The organism is Streptomyces thermocarboxydus, from assembly GCF_024760485.1.
Classification (GTDB): Bacteria; Actinomycetota; Actinomycetes; order Streptomycetales; family Streptomycetaceae; genus Streptomyces; species Streptomyces cellulosae.
The window spans coordinates 3715315-3732218 of the sequence record NZ_CP058273.1; the positions used below are offsets into that span (position 1 = coordinate 3715315).

At 68.4% G+C, this 16904-nt stretch carries 18 protein-coding genes and 2 pseudogenes; 8 read left to right on the top strand and 12 right to left on the bottom strand.

What is annotated here, in order from left to right; translation table 11 throughout:
• The first annotated feature begins 621 nt into the window (after positions 1–621).
• The 3 genes from AY578_RS17120 (at position 622) to AY578_RS17130 (ending at position 2990) form a co-directional block, all read left to right on the top strand.
• A complete protein-coding gene (locus tag AY578_RS17120) occupies positions 622–960 on the top strand; it encodes a type II toxin-antitoxin system RelE/ParE family toxin (protein WP_206310405.1) in 339 nt (112 codons plus the stop codon).
• Positions 961–969: 9 nt separating this feature from the next.
• Positions 970–1320 (top strand): type II toxin-antitoxin system RelB family anti-toxin, encoded by a 351-nt coding sequence (locus tag AY578_RS17125; RefSeq protein WP_019524234.1) that lies wholly within the window; start codon positions 970–972, stop codon positions 1318–1320.
• A gap of 626 nt (positions 1321–1946) precedes the next feature.
• Positions 1947–2990: a phosphotransferase gene (locus AY578_RS17130; RefSeq protein WP_240801071.1), complete on the top strand. Its 1044-nt coding sequence runs from the start codon at positions 1947–1949 to the stop codon at positions 2988–2990.
• Here the strand turns inward: AY578_RS17130 and AY578_RS17135 are convergent.
• The 11 genes from AY578_RS17135 to AY578_RS17185 form a co-directional block, all read right to left on the bottom strand.
• The gene (locus AY578_RS17135) at positions 2960–4021 is read right to left on the bottom strand and encodes a glycosyltransferase family 4 protein (RefSeq protein ID WP_136238922.1); all 1062 of its coding nucleotides are present in this window, start codon (positions 4019–4021) and stop codon (positions 2960–2962) included. The two genes, AY578_RS17130 and AY578_RS17135, sit on opposite strands and share 31 nt — an antisense overlap.
• A 7-nt stretch (positions 4022–4028) precedes the next feature.
• Positions 4029–4643 carry a hypothetical protein gene (locus AY578_RS17140; RefSeq protein ID WP_258902941.1) on the bottom strand — a complete coding sequence of 205 codons (615 nt, stop codon included), beginning with the start codon at positions 4641–4643 and terminating at the stop codon, positions 4029–4031.
• A complete protein-coding gene (locus tag AY578_RS17145) occupies positions 4640–5536 on the bottom strand; it encodes a PIG-L deacetylase family protein (protein WP_240801072.1) in 897 nt (298 codons plus the stop codon). Before AY578_RS17145 ends, AY578_RS17140 begins: the two co-directional genes overlap by 4 nt.
• Positions 5533–6264, bottom strand: a complete 732-nt coding sequence (locus AY578_RS17150) for a glycosyltransferase (protein ID WP_136238924.1) — start codon at positions 6262–6264, stop codon at positions 5533–5535. Before AY578_RS17150 ends, AY578_RS17145 begins: the two co-directional genes overlap by 4 nt.
• Positions 6261–7142 carry a phosphotransferase family protein gene (locus tag AY578_RS17155; RefSeq protein ID WP_251143071.1) on the bottom strand — a complete coding sequence of 294 codons (882 nt, stop codon included), beginning with the start codon at positions 7140–7142 and terminating at the stop codon, positions 6261–6263. The genes AY578_RS17150 and AY578_RS17155 overlap by 4 nt, the downstream gene beginning before the upstream one ends.
• Positions 7139–8026, bottom strand: a complete 888-nt coding sequence (locus tag AY578_RS17160) for a glycosyltransferase family 8 protein (protein WP_136238925.1) — start codon at positions 8024–8026, stop codon at positions 7139–7141. Before AY578_RS17160 ends, AY578_RS17155 begins: the two co-directional genes overlap by 4 nt.
• A gap of 104 nt (positions 8027–8130) precedes the next feature.
• Positions 8131–8334, bottom strand: coding sequence for a hypothetical protein (locus tag AY578_RS17165; RefSeq protein ID WP_136238926.1), 204 nt, complete (start codon positions 8332–8334; stop codon positions 8131–8133).
• Entirely contained in the window at positions 8334–8540 is a 207-nt protein-coding gene (locus AY578_RS17170; RefSeq protein WP_136238927.1) for a hypothetical protein, read from the bottom strand. The genes AY578_RS17165 and AY578_RS17170 overlap by 1 nt, the downstream gene beginning before the upstream one ends.
• Entirely contained in the window at positions 8537–8980 is a 444-nt protein-coding gene (locus AY578_RS17175; RefSeq protein ID WP_215188130.1) for a recombinase family protein, read from the bottom strand. Before AY578_RS17175 ends, AY578_RS17170 begins: the two co-directional genes overlap by 4 nt.
• Positions 8981–9168: 188 nt before the next feature.
• The gene (locus AY578_RS17180; protein ID WP_136238929.1) at positions 9169–10371 is read right to left on the bottom strand and encodes a helix-turn-helix domain-containing protein; all 1203 of its coding nucleotides are present in this window, start codon (positions 10369–10371) and stop codon (positions 9169–9171) included.
• Positions 10372–10478: 107 nt separating this feature from the next.
• Complete coding sequence (locus tag AY578_RS17185) at positions 10479–11141, bottom strand: HAD-IA family hydrolase (protein ID WP_136238930.1); 663 nt, start codon at positions 11139–11141, stop codon at positions 10479–10481.
• Positions 11142–11628: 487 nt separating this feature from the next.
• On the opposite strand from AY578_RS17185, the pseudogene AY578_RS17190 reads away from it, so the two are divergent.
• From AY578_RS17190 to AY578_RS17210, 5 genes and pseudogenes are all read left to right on the top strand, one after another.
• Positions 11629–12039, top strand: a pseudogene (locus tag AY578_RS17190) (tyrosine-type recombinase/integrase); the annotation flags it as partial.
• Positions 12040–12153: 114 nt separating this feature from the next.
• The gene (locus AY578_RS17195) at positions 12154–12807 is read left to right on the top strand and encodes a hypothetical protein (RefSeq protein WP_136238931.1); all 654 of its coding nucleotides are present in this window, start codon (positions 12154–12156) and stop codon (positions 12805–12807) included.
• Between the two features lie 34 nt (positions 12808–12841).
• Complete coding sequence (locus AY578_RS17200) at positions 12842–13996, top strand: helix-turn-helix domain-containing protein (RefSeq protein ID WP_136238932.1); 1155 nt, start codon at positions 12842–12844, stop codon at positions 13994–13996.
• 1025 nt (positions 13997–15021) lie between these two features.
• A pseudogene (locus tag AY578_RS17205) lies at positions 15022–15384 on the top strand (pyridine nucleotide-disulfide oxidoreductase); the annotation flags it as partial.
• A gap of 310 nt (positions 15385–15694) precedes the next feature.
• Positions 15695–16228, top strand: a complete 534-nt coding sequence (locus tag AY578_RS17210) for a DUF5994 family protein (RefSeq protein WP_258902942.1) — start codon at positions 15695–15697, stop codon at positions 16226–16228.
• On the opposite strand, the gene AY578_RS17215 is transcribed toward AY578_RS17210, so the two are convergent.
• Positions 16196–16591, bottom strand: a complete 396-nt coding sequence (locus AY578_RS17215; RefSeq protein WP_203550461.1) for a DUF5994 family protein — start codon at positions 16589–16591, stop codon at positions 16196–16198. The genes AY578_RS17210 and AY578_RS17215 overlap by 33 nt on opposite strands.
• Positions 16592–16904 lie beyond the last annotated feature (313 nt).

The window sequence follows — 16904 nt, forward strand, 5'->3', positions numbered from 1 at the left end:
GGCACGCTGTGGGCACGAGGTCACGAGGTCACGAGGTGGAGGAGTGTCGTCCCTGCGTCGCCATCTCTGTGCTCGGGGCTCGTCGGCACGTAGGCCGACTGAGGGAAGTCGTCACGACTGCACATGGATGCCGATCCTCTGCCCTGGTTCGGGAGATCACAAAAAGCTGGTTTTACGCTGCAGACTTCGATCTCCATGGCGGGCAGCTTGGTGCCCAGGGTGGTGAGCGCGGCGAGATGCCGCGACTCAAGACCGAGAGATTCACCTTCCAGGTGAAGACTCAGTCCTCAACGTGAGGACCCTGCTGTCCGAGGTGAGGAGGCAGCGCGATGGAGTGGATCACCGCAGGATGCGGCGCCCTCGCGGGACTGTTGGTGATTCGCGTGCTGCTCCACCAAGTGCGAGCACTCCTGATGGACGTGGGTGCCATTGTTCGCGCGTGGCGTGAGCTTCTGAGTGTGGTGAGGATTCAGGACCTCCCACCCGGATTGGTGGTTCAGGAGAGCCCTGTTGGTGGGGTCAACGCCGGAACAGTCGGCTTACCGCTGTTTAAGGAAAACCTTAAACTCATGATGCTGGTGTCGAGGGGAGCCGTCTTGAGCTGGGCGATCAAGGCCACCGATGAGTATTGCGGAACGGTTCAGGCAGCTGATCAAGGAGAATCTCGGTTCCGCCTCCCAGGTCGCCCAGGCCGTTGCCGCTCTGCGTGACGCAGGCCCCACCCTGGGGCGTCCCCTCGTGGACCGGCTGAAGGGATCGGAACTGCATCACCTCAAGGAGCTGAGGCCGGGGTCAGGTGGCCGGTCCGAGATCCGGATCATCTTCGCCTTTGATCCGACTCGTTCAGCCCTGCTACTCCTCGGGGGAGACAAGGCAGGAAACTGGGAGCGCTGGTACCGCGACAACATTCCTCTGGCTGAACAGCTCTACCGCGACTACACCGGTGACACGGAGGACTGAGGAGTAAGCATGCCCAAGAAGACCCCGCAGGACTGGGAGACCCTGGAGCAGGAGCTGTACTCGGCCGGTGTGGATCCCGCTGAGGTGGAAGCCGGTTCACGTCGACTGCTGGCGGAAGCCCGTGGTCATCAACTCGCTGAGACGCGCAAGCAGTACGGGCTGGCCCAGAGGGATGTGGCTGCCCGTATGGGTGTGAGCATCGCTCGCGTGTCCCAGATCGAGCACGGCGAGGGCGCCACTCTCGATGTCATCGCACGTTACGTCGAAGCGCTCGGTGGCAGGTTGGACTTGGTTGCCGACTTCGGTGATCACACGCTGCGGATGCCGGCAAGTGGTGATCAGGGCAGTGCGGCGGCGTAGTCGGACCGAAAGCTTTGTGTGCGGTGCATGCGACGCACCGTCCGGCAGCGTTTCCAGGGAACATCAGGCTGAGGGATCTCCCCGTTCGTTCTTGCATAGCTTGACGTGAAACCGCAGGCCCAGCGGCGTGCACTGGCGTGAGGAGCAGTGGTTGACGGGCCTCAATTGAGCACCCGTTCCCTCCGTGTGCCCCATCTTCGAGTGCACGGCGGATTTGCGCTTCTTCGGTGCCGCGCCGTCCCGTCAGGGGAATGCAAACCTCAGACCACTGACCTGCTCCCGAACCCGGCCGCCAAACGGCGCGCCTGCCACGTCGCCTGAGGTGCGAGCACCCGGCGCACGGGTGGGAACCGTACGTGCCGCGGTGCCAGCCGAAGTCCTGCCTGCGGGGACGGCTTCATTGTCCGGGGAAGAGTCGGGGCTGCCTGCGGCGTGCGATGTTGTGTCCGCCACCTGCGAATGTCGCGACACAGTCGGCCTCTGCGAAGTCGATCAGCCCAGTGATCGCCGAAAGGAGTGACTGAGGGCGGCATTGTTGACGACGGGGTGGAAGCGCCCAGGAAGTGTGGCAGGCACCCAGGTGATCGTTGTGCTCAGATGGGGCGTGCTCGCGTATCGTCCGTGGGGTGATTGATGCCACCGTGGCAGCCCGAAGCGACATCCCCGACAGTGCGCTCTCAGAGTTGATCGATGCCTTCGATCTCGGAGGCGTGCGGGAGCGTCGCTATCTCGCCGATGGGCTGATGAATGCGAACTGGAGGCTGGACACGCTTGCCGGGCAGTTCGCTTTGAAGCGGGTCACGGATGTCTCGCCGGAGCGGTTGCAGCGCAATCTCCGGGTGCTGGCGGCCCTCGCCGCCGACGGAGTCCCGGTGAGTGCCGCAGTACCCTCGGCCTCGGGGTCGCTGGTGGCGCAGGTCGGAGGTGGCGCCTGGTGCCTGTTCCCGTGGGTGGCCGGCTCACATGTCCGAGGTGTCGACCTCGGCCCGGCGCTGGTGAGTGCGCTGGGCGCGCACCTGGGGCGCCTGCACGTGAGCCTAAGCAGGGCTTGTGGCCGAGGGCTGCTGCCAGGGGTGCCCGAAACGATCATCGCGGACATCACCTCGCCGGAGCGAGCGGTGGAGAAGGCCGAGCGGCTGTCCGCAGCCGTACGCGACAAGGGCACCGGCAGCGACTTCGACCAAGCAGCCGCTGCTGCCTTGGACCACCGGAAGGCCCTCATCTTCAAGCACGCCGATCGCCGTCCGCGATCTACGACACCTCAGGGTGACCACGGGTGGACGCATGGCGACGTGCAGTACCGCAATCTGCTCTGGGAAGACGGGGCACTTGCCGCCGTCCTGGACTGGGACCGGATCGCGGTGCGCCCGTACGCGGAAGAGGTCGTACGGACGGCGCAGGTGCAGTTTGGAGTGGGCGGGGTGTTCGACCTGGCGCGGGTGTCTGCCTTCGTCGGCGGGTATCGGTCGGTGGTGCCGCTGGAGCCGTCTGCGCTGGTGGACGGTGCTCGTCGGCTGTGGTGGAAGCGGATGACGGACTTCTGGCAGCTGGAGTTCCACTACGACCGCGGTGACTTCTCCTTCGATGAGCTGTTCACCGCGGACGAGGCGCTGCTGCACTGGTGGACTGACCGGCTGGATCAGGTCGAGGACGCGTTCGCCGCAGGGTAGATCCCGAGGCGTTCGAGGTGCGGCAGGCGGGGGCGGGTGAATGCCATCGCTCGTCGCCGCGCCTGCTCCCCCAGGGTGTGGTGGTCAGCGGTGCGTATGGCCTGCGCCCACTCTTCCACGCCGGCCTCGGCGGGAAGCACGATGCCCGCGTCGCCTATGGCTTCCGGGATGCCGCCCCGGTCGCTGCCGACGCTCGGAGTCCCGTGCAGCGCGGCTTCGATGATGACGCGGGGGAAGGCGTCTCCCACCGCGGACGGCACGAGCAGGAGGCGGTGGCTGCGGTAGAGGGGACTCATGTCGTAGACCCTGGGCACATAGGTCACGTTGGGGTAGCCGGCGAACTGCTCGGCGGTGTTCCACCAGCCTTCGACCAGAGTGAAGTGCTGTTCGGGAATGCGACGGATCAGCTGGTGCAGGAGGTCGGCGCCTTTTGGCGGGATCGGGTTGACCATGAGCACGGCATCGGTTCGCCCACGCCGGTGGTGCCCTGGCTCCGGCAGTGTGAAGGGCGGGTACAGGACGGACAGCCGCGTGCCGTCGGTCGGAGGCGCTTGCCGGAGAACGAATTCGGAGACGGCCAGACCATGATGGGGGCTGCCGGAGAGGACCCCGAGTCCCGTCTTGGAGATCGAGTGCAGGATTCCTGCGACGAGGGCGGCGGGCCGGGCTTGAGCGGCGATGTCGGCCGCGCCTTCCTGTGAGGTGAACACCACATCCGGTCGTGCCTGGGTCAGCAGGCTCCGGAGAGCTGTCGTGATTCTCTGCTGCGGTACGGCGAGGCAGTCCACTCCGTTCCAGCTGTAGCGCAGCTCCTCCTGGGATTCCTCGTACGCGGTGTCGTGCTCGTCCAGGCAGGTCCGCATCTGGGCGGCCTGTGGGGCCTGGTCCCAGGGCGCTTGGTAGGAGCCGAGGTAGATGATGCGCCATCCGGCTACCGCGAGTTCCTCGGCGAGGAGTTGCTGGGTGACCTCGGCTCCGCCGATGAGGAACGGCGGTGGGGTGCGTCGCCACGCGAAGAGGGCTGTGGGCATGAGTCGGTCACCTGGTCCAGTACGTGACGAGGGCCTCCACCGCATGCGCGACCGCATCGGGATTGGTGTCGGCGGGGATGACGGTCACTTCCCTCGACACGGGTGGCTGCCCTGCGGAGACGAAGTAGTCCCGAGCGTGGGCGAGGAACGCTGGCTCGTGAAGGAAGTACTCGGACTCGGCCGCCGTGTGCCCGGCCGCCTTGCGTCGCAGGGCCAGCTCTTCGGCCGGCACGTCGAGGTAGAGGGTGTGGTGGGGGCGCAGGAAAGAAAGCTCCTGGAGGCGGTCGCGCAGACGGTGGTGGACGTCGTAGCCGAACAGGGCGTCCAGCGCGTGCGCGTGGGCCAGGAGGGTGTCCACCGAACGGTCCAGGAGGACGACGGGCTTGACGCTGACGAGTGCCTTGCGCACGCGAGCGCCTTCGATGCCCATGAACGTCTCGAACGCGGCGAGCTGTTCGGCTGCGGATGCGGTGCGGGCGGGCGGGATGTCGGCGCGGCGGTCGATGTGCTGGACGTAGCAGTCCGAGACGAAGGCCCGCTCCTCGATGCCGCGCGTGCGCAGGTGGCCAATGACGGTGGACTTCCCGGCGTACGAGGGGCCTTCGAGCGCGATGATCTTCATAGAGACTCCGTCCGGTAGAAGCGTTCCGCGAACATCCCCGTGCCGCTCAGGAGGCCGGCCGCCGTGGTCCATGCGTGCCGGATCGGCCGGTACATCTTCCGGGCAGGGTGCATCTGAGAGCCGTGCATGTGCAGCACCGTGACCTTGTCGAGCACGACGTCGGTGATGTCGACCAGCTCGGGTACGAGCGCGTGGCCGGTACGCGCTCGGAAGAGGTGCTGGTCGCAGCCGGCCAGGGCGTAGGTGGCCCAGAATCCGAGGTCTTCCCAGAACCAGCGGCATCCGAGTCGTACTGCTGCCGCGTGCACGAGGAGATGGTCGGGGTGGCGGGTGACGGCGGCCGGGGCGAGGAGTTCGGCGTCGGGGTGGGCTTCGACGATCTCGCGGAGTGCGTCCGTGATCCGGTCCAGGCGGTCCTGGTCGAAGGGGTGGTACGGGGGCTCGGCGTCCTTGTGGCCGAGGAGGATCCGGTCGGCGGCCAAGGGTGCCAGGGCAGCCGCGCCTTCCCGGCTGCGCAGGTCGGATACGACGGTCTCGGTGCCGTAGGTGTCCTCCAGGGTCGGGTGGACGCTGGTCGAGCGGGTGAAGACCGTGGCCACGGTGAGCGGCCGGGGATGGCCCAGGAAGGTTCCGGAGGCGGACAGGGCGAAGTCGTCGTGGTGCGGTTCGATGGCGAGCACAGGGCGGCCGGTCGGGCGCCGCATCTCGATGAAGTAGCGGTGCCCGCTGTGCGGCGCCCTGAGCTCGATGATCTGGCGGTCCTGCGCGCGGTGGCGTTCGGACAGGTGCTCGGTCCACTGGTGGTGGGCGTGCATGAGGTCGTCGGGGAAGGTGTAGATCCCCCCTGCATCCGGTACGGGCAGCGTCACGGTCATGGCGGGCTCCGGGGTCATCGGACGGTGGTCTGGTACCAGTGGCGCCACATGTGCGGGGAGTTGAGCCGCAGCCGGGCGGTGACGGGGTTCTGCCACCACAGCATCCGGAGGCTGGACCACTGGTCGTAACGGCGGGTGGAGGGGCGTACGCGCAGCTCATCGAGGATCACGACCGGTGCGTTCTTGATGCGGCCGTGGGCCGTCAGACGGTGGAAGAACTCGACGTCCTCGCTCATGAACAGGTCGTCGCGGTATCCGCCGACCGCGCGGAATGCTGCTGCGGTGGCGAACTGGGCGACGCCCTGTGCGCCGCCGTGGTTGGTGCGGTAGTGGTCCCAGTAGGCGCACAGCAGTCGTGCGCCGAGCCGCTTGGGTGTGTAGAGGGGTGGGATGGCCCCGCCGGCGGCGCCGTTGTCCATGGCGGTGGCCGCGGCGGTGATCGCCTCCATGGGCAGGGCGACGTCGGCGTCCGTGAAGAAGAGCCTGCGGCCTTCGGCGGCAGCCGCGCCGGTGTTGCGTACCCGGCCGATGTTGCGGACGGTCTCGCTGATCACTCGGACGCCGTAGGAGGCGGCCATGTCGGCGGTGGCGTCGGTGGAGGCGTTGTCCACCACGATCACCTCTCCTCGTTCGCCGCTCGTCTCCTGCCATCGTTCGAGGGAGGCGAGGACGGTGGGGAGGTAGCGGGGCAGGTAGGTGGCTTCGTTGTGGGCTGGAATGACCACCGTCAGTCCAGGGCTGGTCATCGAGGTGTCCCTTCGCTGCGTAGCGTGCGGAAGAGGTGCGGTGTCTGACGGGTCAGGTCGGTCAGGCGGTCCGACCACAAGCGGCGGCTGGTACCGGGCGAGGCGTGGACCCAGCAGCGGGCGGTGTGAACGACCACCCAGGCCGAGAGCCGGGTGTTGTCCAGGGGCGCCGCGTAGGCGTCGAGCAGCGTGCGGCGGTCCCATGGGGTGTGGGCCGCGGTCATGACGAGGGCGTGGGCGACGTCTGCCTCCCGCCGGCCCGGCGCGGCATCGGTGAAGTCGACCAGGTAGCGCGTGCCGCGCGGGCCGGAGAGGACGACGTTTTCGAAGTGGATGTCGCCGTGGCACCACACGCTGGGTGCTCGCTCCGGCGTGTCGGCGATGACGGCGAGGGCGGGACCGATCCGGTTCAGCAGGTCGGGTGGGCAGCGGCGGGCCAGGGAGGAGACCGAGTCGAAGAACGGGCGGCGGGGCACCGTCTGCTCGACCGGTGCTCGGTGCAAGCGAGCGAGAAGGCCACCGAGGTCTTTGAGGGCTTGGGCATGTGGGATGTCACCGGAGCGCACGGTGGCACCCAGGGTGTGTCCGCCGAGGTCAGAGGTGATGAGCGCGGTGGTCCCCTCGCTGGAGATGGTGCCGCTGCCGAGCACCTGCGGGACAGGCACAGCGACACCAGCCGCACGGATGGCGGCGGCCTCGGTCAGCGCGTTGCGGCGAGCAGTGTGGTCGTACAGCTTCACGATCACGCTGCGGCCGTCGCGGAGGCCGGCTCGGAACACGGCCGTCCGGGAGGCCGCCGACAAGCGCCCCGCGGTCCGGGCGGGTGTTCCGAGCAGGGTGCTGCACGCGCGGGAGACCATCGCGGGCGGCGCGTTCATCGAAGCCCCGCCGGCTCGGGATGTGCCGCGCCCAGCGCGCGGACGTGCCGCAGGGCCCGCTTCAGGACAGTGCGGTACTCCCGCACGTCGTCCGTATCGGGACAGTCCGCCTGCCAAGGTTTCTCCGGGCCGACGAAGTGGATGAGGCGGGCGGCCGGATCCGGTCGCAGGGGGCGGGTGACGACGCGGCGTACCCAGTCACCGCGTTCGAGGTACCGGCCCACCTCGAACCGGTTGTACGCGGCGTCGACCGCCCGCACGCGGCCGGCGTGGAGGAGCCACAGGTTCAGGGCGTCTTGGTCGTTGTGGAGGATGTGCTGCCGATGTCTGCCCAGGGCCTGCTCGACACCGTGGCGAATACGCGGCAGATCGGCGGTGTGAGCCCACAGGAGACCGGCGTTGTAGTAGGGGCGGTCCCTCAGACGCGGCCAGCGTTCCGCGGCGCCCGGTAGGGCCGGGCAGCGGCCGACTGCCGGGTTGAACTCGTCGCGTACGGCGCCGACCTCGCCGGGGCGGAGAGCGTCGAGCGGGGCGGTCAGGTCGCCGCGGACCAGGACGTCGGCGTCCACGTAGATCAGGTACGGGCGGCGGACGAACTCGGGAGCGAACTCGAAGCGCAGATAGGTGGTGACCGTGATGTACGAGGTGTCCGCCATCCGCGCGGAGCGCAGCGGGGAACGGTGGGCCAGGGCAAAGGAGCCGAAGCCGACCCGTTTGGCGAGGTGGGCCAGGAGCTGCACCTGGGGCGCTCCGAGGTCGAAGGTGAGGAAGCGCAGGGCTGCCGCCTTGCGGGCGCGGGGGCTGAGGCTGTCCGCCAGGGAAGTGATCGTGGCGAGGCCGGGGGTGAGGTAGTGCCGGTCGATGCAGATGCCGAATGCGTACATGGCGGGTCCGCCTTCCGGGCGTGGTCTGGGGAAGTGATCTGGTGATGAGCTGTGAGCCGTCAGCGCCCGCCCAGCGGCTGAGCTGGCAGCGAAGCGCAGGGGGGCTAGAACGCGCGGTCGGCCTCGTCCGGGCTGGCGTCCGGTTGGCTGACCGTCGGTCGCTGGCTGGTGGCGAGGTCCTGATGGTCGTTGGTAATCAGCGTGCTGAGCGTGACTGCGGCAGCGAGGTGGCCGGTGAACCACACGCCGACGCAGAACCGCTCGACGGAGTCAACGGCTCCGCCACGGGGCTTGTGGCGGCTGCGCATCAGGTGGTCTTCTCTCGGCTCAGGCGGTCTGCGCGCGTCTCGATGACGTCGAGGGTGCCGGGCTCGCCCGTCTCCCACTCAGTCGTGGGGCTGCCCGACTCCGGACGCAGGACCCAGTCGGTGCTCTGCCTGATGTCGGTGACGATGGCGCGACGTCCGTTAGCGTCCGAGACCAGGTCACCGACCTCCGCCCGTGCCCGGGTCACGAGGCGGCTCCCGGCACGAGGTCTCCCCACAGCCACCAGCCCGAGGAGACTTCGAGCAAGATGCGGCGGCGTTCGTGCTGCCCCGGCGTCTGGCGGGCCGGCGGTGACGTCGCCTCGGCGAGGAAGCCGCCACGGTCACGGATGAGGACGCCGAGCGCAGCGAACTGACCGGCGTCTTCGGCGAGGTGGGTGATTCCGGCGACGACGATGCCGCGGATCAGACCGGAGGACAGTGCGCTCGTGACGGCCGCCCAAGCCGGGCGGGCGTCCAAGGCCGTGCTCGGGTCGTCATCGGACCAGGTGCCGGCCACATGCCAGTGCCGGGTATCAGCGTAATGGCGTGCACGCCGCTCGGCCTCGCGGATAGCGGCCGACTCGGCCGCACAGGAGTAGACGGCGACCGGCACGTGCCCGATGCCGCCGGATGGGGATTTCGGCATGCGCTCAGCGTGCTGTCGATCCTGTGCGCGGGACAGGCACGGCTCGTGGCGGCGCCAGCAAGTCGTGTGGCGCTGGGCTGCCATGTCCCGTGCTGCTGCGCTGTCGTCCTGCGGCAGGACTGCCATGGAGCGTGGCAGTGGGCCTGATGGCGGCTCCCGGGGCTGCTACGGGGCGTGGCGGTGGGCAGTCAGCGCACGGCGAGGGGTACACCGGCTGCGTGGGCGAGCCCGCGGAGCCGCGCGACGGACACGCCGGCGAGGCGAGAGATGATCACTCCGGGCAGCATTTGGTGCCGTACCCACCCCGGCGCCATGCCGCAGACCTTTTCCAGGGTGTCGGCAGCCTGATCCCACCGACGGCACTCCGCGTGTGTTAACGCCACGTCCAGGCCGTACCTGGCCCGAGTGGCGAGGGGCACCGTGTCGTCCAGCCGGATCGTGTCCATGAGCCGGAGCGCACCGCCGGTGTCGCCGAGGGCGACGGCGATACTCATCGCCTGCGTGGCGGCGTAGAGCGGCCCGAATGGTTGGGCATGCCGACCCCGAGCATGCTCCGCCCCGAGGCGGGCGCCGACTGCGTGCGCCTGGGAGAGGTACTCCCGCGCGGTGTCCGGCGCGGCGCCACCCCGGGACGCGGCCACGGCAGCGTTCGTGACGAGCTGCCCGTACACCGACAGCCGGTCCGGATCGTGCTCGGACATCTTCGGCTCGATCCGGTCGGCCTGGGCCGCGGCGAGCGCGAGGCCCTGCGCGGTCCGCCCATCCCGGAGATTCACCCACGCTGTGGTAGCGGCCAGGTGGGCATCCCGCAGATCGTCGCCGGCCTGGACGGCGATCTGCCGACCGTAGGTGAGCGCCGCATAGGCCAGGTCCCGTGAACCCCACACGTTCGCGGCCATACCGGCAGTCTGGAAGACATCGGCCAGGACGCCGGCCGCGGCCTCCCGCTCATCGGCGTCTGCAGCGTCGTATCGGGCGCGAGCTTCGGGCAGCAAGGCACCGAGCAGCGCGCCGAGCTCGGTGTAGCGGCCGGCCCAATACGCCGCGTCAGCACGACGAACGACACCGCTGAGTTCTTCGACGGTTCCCGGCTCAGTGTCGGTGGGGATGCCGATCGCGGCATCGTGGGTGGCAGCAGACAGCGCGCGCAGCGCTGCACGCTCGTCACGGTCCATGGCGCGACGAGGCGCCTGTTGGCCGAGGAGCACGGCGATGTCCGTCCCAAGCGCAGAGGCGATGGACAGAAGCGAAGGAAGGGAAGCGGTGCCACCCCGTTCCAACTTCCGCACAACACCCACGGAGACGTTTGCCGCTTCAGCCAACTGCTCCTGCGTCATGGCACCGCGCAGCCTCTTGAGCCGTTCAGCGGTGCTGTACTCGGACCACTGCATCGCAGCAACTCCCTCCCCGACCGGCCAGGCACGGACCGTACCCACTGCATTACGACCGGCAACACCCATGGACACCGCCTGCACAGTGAGTTGGCTGGAAGTCGCCGCTAGACGGAAAGCGCGGCGCTCACGCCGAGCAGTGCCTCAAGCTCGGCCACCGTTGTGGATTCATCCGTCGCCAGGACGGTAGTGATGCCCAGGGCTTCGGCAGGTGGCAGATTCCGAGGGTGGTCATCGACGAACACGCACGCCTGCGCAGGAAGCCCGAGACGCTCCAACGTCAGCTCATAGATGGCAGGGTCGGGCTTCGCGATGCGGACCTGCTCGGAGATGACGTGCACATCGAACAGGTCCCAAATGCCTGCCTGCTCGTATGGGTTGAAGGGGTTCGTGCCGAAGCTGTTCGACAGGAGAGCGAGACGGTACCCCGCGCTCTTGGCAGCTCGTGCGAGCGCGGCCATCCGCCGAGCTGGGGGCACCGTGGCCCAAGCGCGCCCCATCAGGTTGTCCGGTGCGACATGCGCACCGAGAAGGGCTGCGGTGCGTTTGTTCCACTCCTCCTGGCCGATCTCACCGATCTCCAGTGCCGTGTAAAGCCGCCGGCCTTCAGGGTCGTCGTTGAGGGTGGCGCGCCATGCTTCCGGGGGAAGCCCTTCCGACTCACACCAGGCGCGGTGCACGGCGAGCGGATTGGCGGTCAGCACCCCGGCGAAGTCCAGGATGAGCCCTTGCTTGGCTTGGCGGTCCGCGGTCTCGACGGGCTGCGGCATGCTGCGTGCTCCCTCTCGCTCGGCCTCTTGAAGACGCTACCGCGTGACGGCCGTACGGATGCTGTACAAGCCGCAGGGCTCGTACGGCGCGCGGGGCCCGCTTCGGGTGGCGTGCAGAAGGACGCACTCAGCACTGCCGGACTCCGGCATGGCCGCACTCTGGGGGTCGGAATCCCTGCCCCTGACGGCTCGGAATCCGTATCCCCCCGGGGGGGCGAATTCCGTTGCCCGGGGCCGAATTCCGGTCCCCCTTTTAGGGGATCAGCAGGGCCGGATTCCCGCCCCCAGTGGGCCGCATTCTGATCCCCCGGCAGGGTCGGATCCTGTTCCCCCGCGGCGGCCTGTTCCGCCAGGTACCGGTCGGCGGCCGGGAGGTGGTAGTACGTCTCTCCACGGGGTCCTTTGCGGCCGGCGAGCTGCACCAGTTCGCCGTCGGCGATCAGCTTGGCCAGGGCGTCGCGTACGGCGGTACGGGAGGCGTTGGCGCGTTAAGCGCACCGTCTATCTGCCGAACTTCCTGCTGCCGGAGCTACGCCGGCACTTTCAGTGGTTCGCGGAGAAGGAGCCGGGCGGCCTGCTCATCGTAGGTGAGAAGGGCGCCCCGTTCCGCCGTTCGACCTTCGGCCGGAAGTGGCGCAAGGCCAGGAGGAAGGTCGGCATGCCGGACACCTTCCGCTTCTACGACCTCCGCCACACCGGCAACACCCTCGCCGCCGACACCGGTGCCAAGCTGAAGGACCTCATGGTCCGCGCGGGCCAGTCCTCGGAGCGGGCGCAGCTGATTTACCAGCACTCGACGGCGAAGCATCAGCGCAGATTGGCTCAGGGGATCGATGCCGAGGTGCGGGCTCAGATGCGTGCGACCGGCACCGATGAGGCGGGGGCCTATGAGGCGTGACGTCGGCCCGTCCGAGTCGACAACGGCCACCATGACCAGCCCTGCTTCTTGATTTTCCACCTCATATGAGGGAGAGTTTCCGGAAGTCGGTAGGGTGAGCCAGGAGGGCTGGTCATGGCTGTCGTGCACGCGGAGAACCCTCGGGTCCGTGATCGGCTTGCCGAGCTCGGGCTGTCGGTCGAGGCGATCGAGGACGCTCTGCGTCGGGCCGAAGCGGAGCGCAGTTTCTGCACGCCGCTGGACCCGGTCTCGCTGCCCGGCAACATCTTCTGGGGCCGCACGATCCGTTTCCTGCGGGAGACCTACATCCCGAAGGGCTGGACCAGTGCCAGCCCCAGCAATGTCCCGCTCCTCGTCGCACCCTCTGGCGAATTCGCGATCACGGCCTCCAGCGGAAGCGCGGAGACGGGGTACGCAGCGCTGACGCCCTCCACGCGTTACCCGAAGGGCAACGCGGTGATGAAGAGGGTGGAGGCCAACCGGCAACTGCTGTTGTTCGGCGAGCGTGATGCGGAGCCTGAGCAGCAGGACGTCGGTGACGGCATCCCGACCTGGTTCCTGCTCTATCACCACGCAAGGACCGACCAGGGGACGCGGCTCCACGCCGAGCTCTCGTTCCCGAACGCTCCAGGCAACCGTGGCAAGATCAGCAGCTGGCACGAGCGGATCATTCTCCCCTGGATCGACTTCGAGGGCTTCACCCCGTTCGTCGAAGACATCGACGACGACCAGGGGGGCATCGACATTCCGATCGAGCGCCTGTCCTGACGACCCAGCACCACCACACCACTTGGCTCCTCCCATGACCACCGCATCCCGGCTGGTCCTGGCGCGCAAGCGTCGAGGACTGACCGTCACCCGGCTCGCCCAGATGGCCGGCCTGACGCCGCGCAGGCTGTCCGACTACGAGAACGGGCGGGCCGCGCCCAGCCCGCCCTCATTGAAGGCGATCGCAGCGGCCTTGGAGTTTCCGCCCTCCTTCTTCGACGCCGACGAGGTCGCCGAGCTGACCGTCGGCTCGGTCAGCTTCCGGGCTCTGAGCAAGATGACCGCCTCACAGCGGGACATCGCCCTCAGCTCTGGACGGTTGGCGCGCGTTCTTCAGGACTGGATCGGCGGACACTTCCGCCTGCCCGCTCCCGACATCCCGTCGCTCACTTCCTTCAGCCGCCTCGGCTTGGGCGAAGAGCAGATTCCCCACCCCGGAGAGGCGGCGGGTGCCGATGTGCCGGCGGAGGAAGCCGCGATGCTGGTGAGGGCTCGCTGGGGTCTCGGCAATGCGCCGATCCCGAACGTCGTGCATCTCCTTGAGGCGCATGGCGTACGAGTCTTCTCGCTGTCCCGCGACTGCCCCGAGGTCGACGCTTTCTCCTTCTGGGATCGCGGGCTACCGTTCGTGCTGCTGAGCACCGAGAAGACCGCAGAACGTGGGCGTTTCGATGCGGCCCACGAACTCGGACACCTGGTCCTCCACGGCGAAGAGCAGATGCCGCACGGCCCTCAGGCTGAAGCCGAGGCCCACCGGTTCGCGGCAGCCCTCCTCATGCCACGAGCGGACGTCCTCGCCCACGCCCCACGCGGCGCGAGCACCAATTGGATCCTTCAGGCCAAGCGCCGCTGGAAGGTGGCTGCCATGGCTCTGGCTCATCGGCTGCACGAGCTTGGCCTGACCACCGAGTGGCAGTACCGGACTCACTGTGTGGAACTCGGGCGCCTCGGCTACCGCAAGTCCGAGCCCAACAGCGGTGTGATCCGCGAGAGCTCCCAGGTGCTCGGCAAGGTATTCACGGCCCTGCGGAGGGAAGGCATGCATCTCACGGACATCGCCCGCGAGCTGCATCTCCAGCCGGCCGACCTCAATGACCTTGTCTTCGGCCTGGTCGTCACCACGCAGGCAGGAGAGGGGCGGCATCGCGTCGGCAAGGCCGACCGATCCCACCTGTCGGTCGTGCGGTGAGTCGTGCGAGCGGAGGCCCAGCCAGCTGACTTGGTAGGGCCTCCGGCACCGTGTCGATACGCCGCGATTCTGGCTGCTGGCCTTACCCGCTGTGGCCGTGAGCGCAATTGCTTTGCGGGAGTGACTTCCCGCCCATGAGCGACACAAGTGGCGCGGATCACACGAAACGCGTCTCCCTATTCGAGACGATGCGACCTCGACTCGGCTGAGCCGGCGCACGAAAGCTTCGACAGGGGCCGTTGGCCTGCACTTAGGGCACGCAGAGGGCCACGCCACCCTCAAATTGGACTGGACAACAAAGAACCCCCGGGCCGATGGCCTGGGGGTTTCGCGTGGAGCGGGTGACGAGAATCGAACTCGCGCTCTCAGCTTGGGAAGCGAGGGCGCTTCACGGGTGAGACCACCTCTCACCTGCGGCTACGTATTCTGGAGCGCGCTTTCGGCTACCTGTTCCGCGCCGCTGTTTACCGTTGTTGTCCGGTCGTATGGGCACGCTGTGGGCACGAGGCTGGTCGGCGCTGCTTCGCGGAGGGCCGCTGGGCACTTGGCGATGAGGAATGCCTGGCGGGGGAGCACTGCTGCCACGGTGACTTGCGTGTGCACACTCCTAACCGAGGATGCCAAGATCACAAAAAGCGTCTCTTTGGGTACAGACTTCGATCTTCGCCGCAGGCAGCCTGGGGTTCTGGGCGAGGAGGCGGCCGATGTGGTGGATCGGGATGGGGCTCGGAAGCGTCGCGGGTGTTGTGGTCCTGCGCGTTCTGCTCCGGCAGGTCCGGGGGCTGTTGCTGGACATCGGTGACTTGGTGTGTGCGTGGACCGAGGTTTTGTCGAGTATCGGCAGCAAGGCGGGCCGAGGGGGTGGATGCTGCGCTGCCCGCTATCGGTGTTCCGGCGTCGCAGAGGCTCCGAGGCGCTTGCGTAGGCTCAGGTAGACGATCAGCGTGATGCCATGGTCGGTCTGAGCGGCCCCGTCTTCGCGTGGTGGACGGTACCGGTGTGACGGTCGACGACGAAGATCGCGCTCCGACCTCGCCCACGACACCGAACTGACCTGGGTGACCCAGCGTCCGCCCCGGTACCTTGCCGACGACATCGACGGCCGCGCCCTGTTCGACGCGGCCACCGCCCGACGCCGTGCCCTCGGCGAGGGCCGCACCGACACGGGAGGCGTCGCCTCGCTGGGGGACATCGTCGCCGTACCGCCGGTGCGCGAGGCCCGGGAGGCCGGGCGGCTCAAAGCGTCGCCCATGTTCGCCCGCATCGACCGTGACGGCGTCGCCTGGGCCGACGGCACGCGCGCGCCCGCCGACGCCGTAATTTGGTGCACCGGTTACCGGCCTGCCCTCTCGCACTTGCCACCCCTGGGTCTGCGCGGCACGCGCGGTTGCCGCCTTCGGCGCGGGGCTGCGGTCCGCGGTTGGTCAGCGCGTTCCTTGCGGTGGGGGGAGTACGTCGTGGTGGCGGGCGTTGGTATTGCGCCGACGCAGGTAGCGGTGCAGTGCCTGGGTTTGTCGCGGGGCGGCTGCGGTGGTGGTGGGTGGGGGAGGAAGCACAGCTCGACCTTGTTCTTCTACGCGTATGCGGCGGTGACGGTGAGTGCCCCGGTGATCGTGGAATCCCGGCCGTCGTCGGCCGAGGAGTACCGTGAAACCAGGAGGCTTTCGGTTTGCCGTCCCCGGTAGGCAGGCGAGTGCGATGTCCGACCCCGACCCCCCGCGGGTGAGCAGGCTCCTGCCCGACGCTGTGCATCAGGCGGTTTCGCGACCTGGAACCGCGGTGGTGCGGCTTGAGACGACGCATGACCGGAAGGGTGCGCTCGACGGGGCGTGGTGGCCACGCTCCCGCGACATCGCCGGTGAACTGCCCGGCCTCGTCTCCGCGCTGTCCGAGTACCTCGGGCCGATCACACGTGTCGGTCTGGACACCGACGCCTGGGACGAGCTGCCGACGCGGCTGACGATCGACGGTCGTGTCGTCCGCATCGACTCCTTCCCGGTCGGAGACGACACCGTTCTCATCACTCGGGGCAGCAATGATCTCTTTTCGCTGCTGGTGGTTCCGCCGCACACCGCGGCCGACGCGGCCCGCGCGGCCATGGCCGCGGCCGTGCGCGCCGGCAGTCAGACGTCGGCGGAACAGATCCTCGTCGACACCGGCACGGAGCGTGTGGGTCCGGGGCATGCACGCGCCGCTGCGCTACGCCACGGCCGCCATGAGCCGGGCTGCTGACGACGCGCTCGTCGGGGGCGGCACCACGAGGAGATCCCAGCGGCCCGCGGTGTAGGACTGCAGCAGGATCCTGTGCGGGTTGAGCACCTCGGTGAATCGGTCGACCGCCACCTCGTAGCCGTTGACGACGACCAGGCCGTGCGGGAGAGGCTGCCAGTGGCGGGGATTGACGGCCACGTGGGTGAGCCGGCCCCACAGCGGATCGATCACGTCGGCCAGTTCGCCGAGTTCTCGTGCCAGGTCGCGGGTCCGTGGCCACCAAGCGCCGTCCGGACGGCCGAAACGGCTGGCGGATCCGAGGACGAGGCGCGCGGCACGTGAGCGGAACGGTGCCGCGTGCGGACGCAGCTGAGTGGAGTTCATGATCATGAGGAAGAAGCCTGACTGCGGGCCTGCGCTGGCTGACGGAGCGCCCGGTGGTTGGGTGACCGAGGACGGGACCGGCGGCGCCGGTGCACGAAAGCCCTCGAAGTCCTCAGGCTACTCCTCGACGAGCCCCGACGAGAGGCTTCGGCCTCATCGGGTGGGCTGCTCCCGGCGTACGGCCTGCTCGGGCGCCGCGAAGAGTAGGCTGGAGGTACCGGGAACACTCCGCGCACGGACATTTCGCGTCTGTGCCGTTTTCGGTGATCGAATACGCCGGGTCGGCTCAGGCCCGCCCGGGGCAGGGTTCGCG